This is a genomic window from Hoeflea sp. (assembly GCF_039975035.1).
Lineage (GTDB): Bacteria > Pseudomonadota > Alphaproteobacteria > Rhizobiales > Rhizobiaceae > Hoeflea.
Genome location: NZ_JBDWHW010000249.1, coordinates 32,142 through 41,795 on the forward strand (window position 1 = coordinate 32,142; position 9,654 = coordinate 41,795).

Sequence of the window (9,654 nt, forward strand, 5' to 3'; positions counted from 1 at the left end):
GAAATCTGAACTTCAGATTGTGAAACCGATCTTCCGTGATCGGTTTCAGTCTCCTTCCACAAATCCGCGCGTCCCGAAGAGACGACGCGAATTCTCCAGCGCGTGCAGAATTTGCGCGCGCACATCCTGTGCATGCTTGCGAATGACAGCCGCGGCCTCCTCAGCCTTTCGCTGCCGGACAAGCGCCAGAATTTCACTATGCTCCCTGTGGGCGATCGCACGTGCTTCGGGCGAACTGGCAACCAGCCAGCGAGCGCGGATGGTGCGATTGACCGCATCCTGCACTGCATCACGCAGAAACCGGTTTTCCGATAGGGCTGCGATCTGCACATGCACATCGAGCCCGGCCTCATACCAGTCATCCGGCGTGAAATCGTTCAGGCCTTCATCGACGGTACGAAGAATGGCATCGATAGCTTCAGGCGTTGCCCGCTCGCAGGCAAGCCGGATCGCCGCATCTTCCACCACTTCGCGGTACTCGAAAATTTCCTCAAGCTGCCGTAGATCAAAGGGCGCCACCGTGTATCCACGGTCAGCCTTGACCACCAGCCCCTCACGGATCAGCTCTGCCAATGCCTGGCGAATGGGCGTGCGAGACACGCCGTAAAGCGTCTCCAGCGATCGCTCGGAGGTTACTTCGCCGGGCGCGAGCTTGAGCGAAAGCACGTCACCGCGAATGCGCGACAAGACGCGATCTCCGAGTGACTGTTCCACGATATCCCCAACCGGTTCGCCCATGGCAGAAGTGTCTTCTTTCTCGCGTATGCGGTGGCGTGTCAGTGCTTTTCCATCATATTTAAAACGGCCATTGACCGAACTCCTGATAGCGGTATACCAATTTGGTCTACCGTGCAATCTGCGGTGAGGAGAAAATCATGAACAGCACAACCAACCATCGTCTGGAAGGGTTTCCCGAGGCCGTCAGCATTGTTGAAGTCGGCCCGCGCGACGGGCTGCAATCCGAACCGGTCTTCGTGCCGACCGACAAGAAGATCGCCCTGGTAAACGGACTGATCGACGCCGGCATCCGGCATCTGGAGGTCACCTCCTTCGTCTCGCCGCGCGCGGTGCCGCAGATGCGCGATGCTGCCGAGGTGCTTGCCGGTGTGGATCGTTCGCAAGGCGCGGTTCTCACAGCGCTGGTGCCCAACGCCACGGGTGCGGAGCGCGCCGCCGAAGCAAGCGTCGACGCGATGGTCGTCTTCATGTCGGCGTCCGAAAGCCACAATCTGAAGAACGTAAACCGCCCCCGCGAGCAATCGCTGAAGGGCTTTGCCGACATCGTGCGGATCGCAGGCGAAGCAAACATTCCGGTCTTCGGCGCCATTGCCACCGCCTTTGGCTGCCCCTTCGAGGGCAATGTACCGGTCGGGGCAATCGTCGACGTCGCGCGGGCCTATCGAGATATGGGCATCACCATGCTCTCGCTTGGCGATACCACCGGAATGGCCACCCCGCCGCTGGTGCAGGAGCGGTGCCGGGCGCTGGCTCGGGCCGTGCCGGAAGCCGACATCGCGCTGCATTTCCACAACACCCGCGGGGTGGGTCTTGCCTGCGTCTATGCCGGGTTGCTCGAAGGCATTACCCGCTATGAAGCAAGTGTCGGCGGCCTTGGTGGTTGCCCCTTCGCTCCCAAGGCAACCGGTAATGTCTGCACCGAGGATCTCGTCTACATGCTCAACGAATGCGGCGTGAAAACCGGCGTCGACCTGAACCGGCTGATCGGTGTTTCGCGGGATATCGAAACCGTCATGGGGCGTATCCTTTCCGGCCAGGTCATGAAGGCAGGCCCCCGGCTCGAAACCTACGGCATGGACGCTGTAGCGACCGCCAATGGCTGAAGGCGTCAGTGCAATGAAAGCACCCCTTGACGGCATCAGGATTGTCGACCTGACGCGGGTTCTCTCCGGCCCGTTCTGCACCATGATGCTGGGCGACATGGGCGCGGAGGTGATCAAGGTGGAACCGGCCAAGGGCGACCCTATTCGCGAGCAGGGAACACTCAGCGACGGCTTCTCCACCTATTACGCCAGCTTCAACCGCAACAAGAAATCCGTCGTCATCGATCTGTACAGCGACGCCGGACGCCGGGTTCTGGAACGCCTGATTGCCGGCGCCGATGTTCTGGTCGACAATTTTCGCCCCGGCGTGATGGCAAGGATGGGCCTTGGCGAGGACCGCCTGAAGCAACTCAACCCGCGCCTGGTGACCGCCAGCGTCAATGGTTACGGCTCCACCGGTCCTTATGCGGACCGGCCGGCTTTCGATTTTATTGCCCAGGCGATGAGCGGGCTGATGAGTGTCAATGGCGCGGAAGGCACCGAGCCGATGCGCGTGGCCCAGCCGATCACCGATCTGGTAGCCGGTCTCTACTGCGCCTTTGGCATTGTCAGCGCCCTGCGCGCCCGGGATCTCAACGGCACCGGCCAGCATGTCGAGTCCGCCATGATGAACGGCGCCCTGAGCATGATGGCCTATCTGGCCTCGCAATATTTCGCCACCGGACAGCTAAGTGTTCGCACCGGCAACGATCACCCGCTTGTCGCGCCCTACGGCCTGTTCAAGGCAAAAGATGGCGAAATCGCTGTTGCCCCGTCAAACGACATAATTCTCAAGCGCTTTCTCGACCTCATCGGACTTGGCTATTTGCTCTCGGATCCACGCTATGACAGCAATGACAAGCGCTTCGAACGGCGCGCCGAGTTGAACCAGATCATCAACGGGCAGCTTGGCGACGAAAATCAGGATATCTGGATAGCCCGGCTCAACGCCGCCGGTGTCCCCTGCGGAAAGGTCCGGAACCTTGCCGAGGCGCTGAATGACCCGCAGACCCGCGCGCAGGAAATGGTCATCGAGGTCGATCAGCCGAACCATGGACCCATACGCATGCTTGGATTTCCGGTGAAACTCAGCGGGACACCCTGCCAAATTCGGCATCCCGCGCCTGCGCTCGGGGAGCATACCAGATCCGTGCTTGAGGCTGCAGGCTTCAGCCCAGACGAGATCGACCGGCTAACCGCGGAAGGCGCCATCGGCGACCATTAGACTCAGACATCGAAAACCGCCAATCAAATGTGAATGGCGTGTCCCAGGCCCGCCAGTGCAGCCTCTTGAAAGGTTTCACCGAGACTGGGGTGGGCGTGGATTGTCGCGGCCACATCCTCCAGACGGGCGCCCATCTCGACAGCCAGACCGAAGGCCGTGGCCAGTTCCGCTACACCTTCGCCAACCGCCTGTATGCCCAGCACGACGTGATTGTCGGCGCGGGCGACGATCCGCACAAAACCGTCATCCCGCTCGAGAGTCATCGCACGCCCGTTGCCCCGGAACGGAAATGTCCCAGTCGTAACCGCAATATCGGCGGCCTTTGCCTGCTCGGCGGACAGACCGACGCTGACGATTTCAGGATCGGTGAAGCAGATCGCCGGGATCGCCACCTTGTCCCATGCGTGTTTTTTACCGGCGACAATCTCTGCAACCATCTCGCCCTGCGCCATGGCGCGGTGGGCTAGCATCGGTTCGCCGGTAATGTCTCCGATCGCATAAATACCACGCATTGAGGTACGGCATTTGTCGTCGATTTCGACAAAGTGTCCGGAGGTCGTCAGCTTCAGGCTCTCAAGTCCCCACCCCGTGGCCGCCGGGCGCCGGCCAACAGTGACCAGAACCGAGTCCGCCGTCAGGACGTGTTCTTCACCGGATTTCGAGACGGCGAGCAGGCTGCGACCGTCCTGCGTCAATCCCCTGGCCTGCACCTCGGTCAGCACATTGATGCCCAGGCTCTTCAATCGCGCCGTCAACGGCTTGGTCAGTTCCGCATCATACTGCGGCAAAACCCGGCTTGCCGCTTCAACCACGGTCACCGACGCCCCGAGCTTGCGGAAGGCGGTGCCGATTTCCAGGCCGATGTAGCCTCCGCCGACCACGACCAGATTGTCGGGCACCGCATCAAGCGAAAGCGCCTCGGTCGAAGACAGCACCCGACCCCCGAAAGGCAGGAACGGCAATTCGACCGGAACCGATCCCGTTGCGATCACAATGGTCTCGGCGCTGATGCGCTGCTTTTCACCGTTCCGATCGACCTCGATGGTCTTGCCATCGAGGACCCGCGCGTGACCGTGCACCAGCTTCACGCCATTCTTTTTCAAGAGAGAGCCCACGCCGCTCGTCAGCCTGCTGACGATGCCGTCCTTCCAGGCAATCGTGGATTTCAGATCGATACGCGGATTGGCGGCGGACAGGCCAAGCGGGGATCTGCCCTCCGCAGCCTCGACAATCCGGTGGAAGTTGCCGGCCGCATGGATCAACGCCTTGGACGGAATGCATCCGACATTGAGGCAGGTCCCGCCCACATTGTCCTTGTCCACGATGATCGTATCAACGCCGAGCTGGCCAGCGCGGATCGCGCAGACATAGCCACCCGGCCCGGCGCCGATTATGAGCAATTTGCAGCTGAGGTCGCCCATGTCACTTCTCCACGAAAATAAGCGCCGGGGTTTCAAGCAGCGTCTTGAGCCGTTTGACGAAGACCGCCGCATCCCACCCGTCTATGACGCGATGATCAAAGCTCGAGGAGATATTCATCATCTTGCGTGGCACGAATTCCGCGCCATTCCATTTGGGGCGGATTTCCATGCGGTTGACGCCGACAATGGCGACCTCGGGATAATTGATGATCGGTGTCGTGGCGATGGCGCCGAGTGGGCCAAGCGAGGTCAGCGATATCGTTGATCCTGTTAGTTCATCGCGTGACGCCTTTCCGCTGCGCGCGGCTTCGGCGACACGGGTCAGCTCGGTGGCCTGCTCCCAGATCGTCCGAGCCTCGCAATGGCGCACGACAGGAACCATCAGGCCGGCCTTTGTCTGGGTCGCAATCCCGATATGAACCCCCGAATGTTCGCGGATCACATCGTTCTCGTCATCAAAAAGCGCGTTCATTCCAGGTTGCTCGCGAATTGCCCGCGCCATCGCGGCCATGATGAACGGCAACACCGTGAGCTTCGGGCGGTCTTCAAGCCTGTCGCTGTTGAGCTGTTGGCGCAGCGATTCCAGCTCGGTGACATCAATCTCTTCGACGATTGTGATGTGGGGGATGCGCTGTTTGGCGAGCGACATCCGCTCGGCGATCTTGCGGCGAAGGCCGAGCACCTTGATGTCACGCACCTGATCCACCGTTTCAGCCGACGCCGTCACGGGCGCGGATCCCGCAAGATAGGCTTCAAGATCATCATGCGTGATGCGTCCGGCAGGGCCCGTTCCCCGCACCAAACGCAGATCGACACCGTGTGTACGTGCCCGGTCACGAACCGACGGCGCGGCAAGCGGAGAACTTCCAACCGGCTGGACACGGCTTTGCTCAGGTGCACCGGCGGCAGCCGAAGTGCGGTTATCCGCCGGCGTTGGTTTGGGTGCCGGATTCGCCGCGGAACCAGTGACAGAGACCGGCGGCTGGTCCTCGGTGGCAACTTTCGGAGACGCAGGTTGGGCTTCAGCTTCGGATTCGGCCAGGCTTGCATCGGACACAGCTCCAGCGCCCTCCACCTCCATCCTGACGAAGTCACTGCCGATCGCCAGCTTCTGCCCGATTTCCCCACCGAGCCAGACAACCGTACCGTCCGCCGGCGACGGGACCTCCACCGTTGCCTTGTCGGTCATGACAGCCGCGAGAACCTGATCCTCCCTGACGAACTCCCCGACTTCCACATTCCACTCGACAAGCTCGGCCTCGGCGATCCCCTCCCCGACGTCGGGCAGCTTGATTGTGACAACACCCATCCTAGACCTCCAACGCTTGTCTGATTGCCGCGCTGACGCGGTCCGGGCCGGGAAAATAATCCCACTCACCAGCGTGCGGGTACGGCGTGTCCCAGCCGGCCACTCGCAGAACAGGTGTTTCCAGACTGTAGAAACACTCCTTTTGAATGATCGCGACGAGTTCGGCCCCGAAACCGGAGGTCAGTGTCGCTTCATGCACAACGATGCAGCGGCCGGTCTTGCGCACCGACTCCACGATTGCCGGCTTGTCGAGCGGCATCAGGGTTCTCAGATCGATGACATCCGCGTCAACGCCAAGTTCTTCAACCGCGGCCATCGCGACATGCACCATGGTGCCGTAGGCGATGATCGTCAGGTCTGATCCGGTACGACGGCTCACGGCTTTGCCGAGCGGCACGGTGTAATAGTCGTCGGGCACTTCGCCCGCTTCGTGCTTGCTCCAGGGCACGATGGGCCGGTCGTGATGACCATCGAACGGGCCATTGTAAAGCCGTTTGGGTTCCAGGAAGATCACCGGGTCGGGATCCTCGATGGCTGCAAGCAGAAGTCCCTTGGCATCGTACGGCGTCGACGGGATCACCGTCTTCAGGCCGGCGACATGGGTGAAAAGCGCTTCCGGACTCTGGCTGTGGGTCTGGGCGCCATAGATACCGCCACCTGTGGGCATGCGGATAACCATCGGGCAGGTGAATTCGCCCGCCGAGCGATACCGCAACCGGGCGGCTTCGGAAACAATTTGATCATATCCGGGATACATGTAATCGGCGAACTGGATCTCGGCACATGGGCGCAGGCCATAGGCCGCCATGCCGATTGCGGTCCCGACTATGCCGAGTTCGCTGATCGGCGCATCGAAGCAACGTGTCTTTCCGTATTTCTTCTGCAGACCGGCGGTGCAGCGGAAAACGCCGCCAAAATACCCCACATCCTGTCCCATCACGACCACCCGCTCATCAGCGCCCATGGCCAGATCGTGGGCATTCTGGATCGCCTCGATCATCGTCCTGCTGGTCATGATCAGTACCCCGCCTCCTGGCGCTGTGCGACAAGATGCGGCGGCATCTCGGCATAGACATCTTCAAACATGTGCTTGGGTGACGGCCGCCTACCGCCCTGCAGGGTGCCGATGGCCTCGGCCTGCTTTTGCGACCGGACCACCGTTTCCATGATCTCTGCCTCCATCTGGGTGTGACGCTCGTCTGACCATTCGCCTTGCGCAACAAGGTGCGCTTTCAGCCGCAGGATCGGATCGCCTAGCGGCCAGGCCGCACTTTCCTGCTTGGGGCGATACCCGGATGGATCGTCCGAAGTCGAATGCCCTCCCGCCCGGTACGTCACATATTCGATCACCGTTGGACCCAGATTCCGGCGCGCGCGTTCGGCAGCCCAGGCACCTGCGGCGTAAACCGCCAGATAATCGTTTCCATCGACCCGCAGCGCCGGTATTCCAAAACCGTGTCCGCGTGCGGCAAAGGTTCCCGCTCCGCCGCGGGCGATCCCCTGGAAGGTCGAGATTGCCCACTGGTTGTTGACAATGTTGAGGACCACGGGCGCCTTGTAGGTCGAGGCGAACACCAGTGCCGCATGAAAATCGCTCTCGGCGGTGGAGCCGTCACCGACCCACGCTGCGGCAATCTTTGTATCCCTCATGATGGCCGAGGCCATTGCCCAGCCAACCGCCTGGACATACTGGGTCGCCAGATTGCCTGAAATCGAGAAAAAGCCGTGTTCCCTGGATGAATACAGCACCGGCAACTGCCGCCCGTGGGCGCTGTCACCATCATTGGAATAGACCTGACACATCATGTCGGCCAAAGGATAACCCGCCGCGACAAGAAGACCGGCTTGCCTGTAGGTGGGGAAATTCATGTCGCCCTTGTTCAGGACCCGCTGAAACGCGCAACTGACAGCCTCCTCCCCAAGGTGCTGCATGTAGAAAGACGTCTTGCCCTGGCGCTGGGCGATCAGCATGCGGGCATCATAGGTGCGCAGCGTCATCATGTGACGCAGACCCTGGCGCAACTCATCGGTTGTCAGGATACCGGCCCACGGCCCCACAGCCTTTCCATCGCGCGCAAGGACGCGGATGATACCGAAGGCCAGGTCCCGCATATTTTCCGGGTCTTCATCCACCTCGGGCCGCCGGATTTCCCCGGCTTTCGGTATTTTCACCTTGGAGAAATCCGGTTGATCGCCGGGTCGGAATTCTGGCTCGGGAACATTGAGCGACAACGGGCTTGTGGCGTGCGTCTTTTCCATTTCAACGTCCTCTGAATTTCGCTTGGCGTTGTTCGGCGGAAGCAGGCACGCCCGTTTCCGCAAGTCCGGGCGCGAAGAGGGCGCCGAACCGGGCGGTGCCGAGACGGCCAGGACCGCAACCGGCGTGGACTTTCAAGGCAGAGACAAATCCGCAGTTGGACCTGCCGACCTCGGTCGACTCCAGGCGGTGGGTTGGCTGTGCCCGGGAAGCCGGCGCGGACAAACCATGGTCAACCATCTGCGGGCCCGCAGAACCGGACCTCGCCATCACTCCCTCATGCAACACCAGCGGTTTCATGCATGCCTCCAGAATGAAAAAATATATTACATTTCAGTGGAAATATTTTATCGATCTGCGATCACATTATTCACATTCACAAAAGTTTGTTTGTCAATATAGAACGAACAACAAAGATTATTTGTCGGAGATCATGATGATGAAGCCGCTGGATCGGATGGACAGGAAGATAGTAAGCGCCTTGCTCGACAACGGCAGGCTGACCAATCAGAAGCTTGCGGAAAGCGTCGGTCTGTCGCCAGCGCCGTGCTGGCAACGGGTCAAGCGCCTTGAAAAAGATGGCGTCATTCAAGGCTATACGGCGGTCCTCGATCAGGAACTGCTCGGATCGAGCGAAACCGTCATTCTCGAAGTCGCTCTCGATCGCCATGACGACGAGATTGTGGAAAATTTCGGACGAGCCATGGCGGCCATGCCCGAAGTTCTGGAAGTCTATCTGACCACCGGCGAATATGACTATTTCATCAAGGTCTCGGTGAACGGCACCAGCGGATACGAGGAATTTCTGCGCAAGCGGCTCTACAAGATCCGCGGCGTGCGCCATTCACGCTCAAGCTTCACCCTGCGATGCCTGAAGAGAGCCTTCTCCGTGGTGCCGGCGTTGACGGAAGACTGAAAGCAACAGATTTCCGACAAAACCACATGGGTGGTGATGTGAACGCGCAGCGGTAAAATTAGTATCATTCGCAACAAACTGCTTGACATAGTTGCGAACGCAACAAATTCTATGCCAAACAGATCACGCCGTTGCACCGGACTCAGAGGAGACTTTGTCATGACCAGCCCTGCCCTGCCGAAAGGATTGATCCGCGCCGTGGACACCACGGGCACGATGCCGGGCTACATGCCTGGCTTTGGCAATGATTTCGAGACCGAAGCGCTTCCCGGCGCCCTGCCGCAAGGCATGAACTCACCGCAGAAATGCAACTACGGGCTCTATGGCGAACAACTCTCCGGCACCGCTTTCACTGCCCCCAGCCATCAGAACGAACGGACCTGGTGCTACCGCATCCGCCCGTCGGTCAAACATTCCGGCCGCTACGAGAAGATTGACCTGCCCTATTGGAAATCGGCGCCGAATGTCGATCCCGACGTGATCTCGCTTGGCCAATACCGCTGGGATCCGGTCCCCCACACCGACGCGCCGCTCAACTGGCTCACCGGCATGCGCACCATGACGACAGCCGGTGATGTCAACACCCAGGTCGGCATGGCAACCCACATCTATCTTGTCACCCGGTCGATGGAGGACGAGTATTTCTATTCCGCCGACAGCGAGTTGCTGGTGGTGCCGCAGGAAGGCCGGCTGCGTTTCTGCACCG

The 9,654-nt window shown here is 60.3% G+C and carries 9 protein-coding genes; 4 read left to right on the forward strand and 5 right to left on the reverse strand.

Annotated features, from left to right (window positions below):
• Positions 1-45: 45 nt before the first annotated feature.
• Entirely contained in the window at positions 46-738 is a 693-nt protein-coding gene (locus tag ABJN75_RS22295) for a GntR family transcriptional regulator (protein WP_348441821.1), read from the reverse strand.
• 137 nt (positions 739-875) lie between these two features.
• Between ABJN75_RS22295 and ABJN75_RS22300 the strand changes: the two genes are divergently transcribed.
• Both ABJN75_RS22300 and ABJN75_RS22305 read left to right on the forward strand, forming a co-directional pair.
• Positions 876-1,841, forward strand: a complete 966-nt coding sequence (locus tag ABJN75_RS22300) for a hydroxymethylglutaryl-CoA lyase (protein ID WP_348441822.1) — start codon at positions 876-878, stop codon at positions 1,839-1,841.
• A 13-nt stretch (positions 1,842-1,854) separates the two neighbouring features.
• Positions 1,855-3,045 (forward strand): CoA transferase, encoded by a 1,191-nt coding sequence (locus ABJN75_RS22305; protein WP_348441824.1) that lies wholly within the window; start codon positions 1,855-1,857, stop codon positions 3,043-3,045.
• 23 nt (positions 3,046-3,068) lie between these two features.
• Here the strand turns inward: ABJN75_RS22305 and lpdA are convergent, their stop codons facing one another.
• The 4 genes from lpdA to ABJN75_RS22325 are packed head-to-tail and all read right to left on the reverse strand — an operon-like array spanning position 3,069 to position 8,034.
• Positions 3,069-4,466: a dihydrolipoyl dehydrogenase gene (lpdA, locus tag ABJN75_RS22310; protein ID WP_348441825.1), complete on the reverse strand. Its 1,398-nt coding sequence runs from the start codon at positions 4,464-4,466 to the stop codon at positions 3,069-3,071.
• A 1-nt stretch (position 4,467) separates the two neighbouring features.
• Positions 4,468-5,775 carry a dihydrolipoamide acetyltransferase family protein gene (locus tag ABJN75_RS22315; protein ID WP_348441826.1) on the reverse strand — a complete coding sequence of 436 codons (1,308 nt, stop codon included), beginning with the start codon at positions 5,773-5,775 and terminating at the stop codon, positions 4,468-4,470.
• Between the two features lies 1 nt (position 5,776).
• Entirely contained in the window at positions 5,777-6,790 is a 1,014-nt protein-coding gene (locus ABJN75_RS22320) for an alpha-ketoacid dehydrogenase subunit beta (RefSeq protein WP_348441827.1), read from the reverse strand.
• Between the two features lie 2 nt (positions 6,791-6,792).
• Complete coding sequence (locus ABJN75_RS22325) at positions 6,793-8,034, reverse strand: 3-methyl-2-oxobutanoate dehydrogenase (2-methylpropanoyl-transferring) subunit alpha (protein WP_348441828.1); 1,242 nt, start codon at positions 8,032-8,034, stop codon at positions 6,793-6,795.
• Positions 8,035-8,468: 434 nt separating this feature from the next.
• On the opposite strand from ABJN75_RS22325, the gene ABJN75_RS22330 reads away from it, so the two are divergent.
• Complete coding sequence (locus ABJN75_RS22330) at positions 8,469-8,948, forward strand: Lrp/AsnC family transcriptional regulator (RefSeq protein WP_348441829.1); 480 nt, start codon at positions 8,469-8,471, stop codon at positions 8,946-8,948.
• 216 nt (positions 8,949-9,164) lie between these two features.
• On the forward strand, positions 9,165-9,654 hold a 490-nt coding region (locus tag ABJN75_RS22335), incomplete at its 3' end, for a homogentisate 1,2-dioxygenase (protein WP_348441832.1).

Coding starts and splice junctions, on each gene's coding strand:
- ABJN75_RS22295 (WP_348441821.1), bottom strand. CDS start 738: ATGGGCGAACCGGTTGGGGATATCGTGGAACAGTCACTCGGAGATCGC.
- ABJN75_RS22300 (WP_348441822.1), top strand. CDS start 876: ATGAACAGCACAACCAACCATCGTCTGGAAGGGTTTCCCGAGGCCGTC.
- ABJN75_RS22305 (WP_348441824.1), top strand. CDS start 1,855: ATGAAAGCACCCCTTGACGGCATCAGGATTGTCGACCTGACGCGGGTT.
- lpdA (WP_348441825.1), bottom strand. CDS start 4,466: ATGGGCGACCTCAGCTGCAAATTGCTCATAATCGGCGCCGGGCCGGGT.
- ABJN75_RS22315 (WP_348441826.1), bottom strand. CDS start 5,775: ATGGGTGTTGTCACAATCAAGCTGCCCGACGTCGGGGAGGGGATCGCC.
- ABJN75_RS22320 (WP_348441827.1), bottom strand. CDS start 6,790: ATGACCAGCAGGACGATGATCGAGGCGATCCAGAATGCCCACGATCTG.
- ABJN75_RS22325 (WP_348441828.1), bottom strand. CDS start 8,034: ATGGAAAAGACGCACGCCACAAGCCCGTTGTCGCTCAATGTTCCCGAG.
- ABJN75_RS22330 (WP_348441829.1), top strand. CDS start 8,469: ATGATGAAGCCGCTGGATCGGATGGACAGGAAGATAGTAAGCGCCTTG.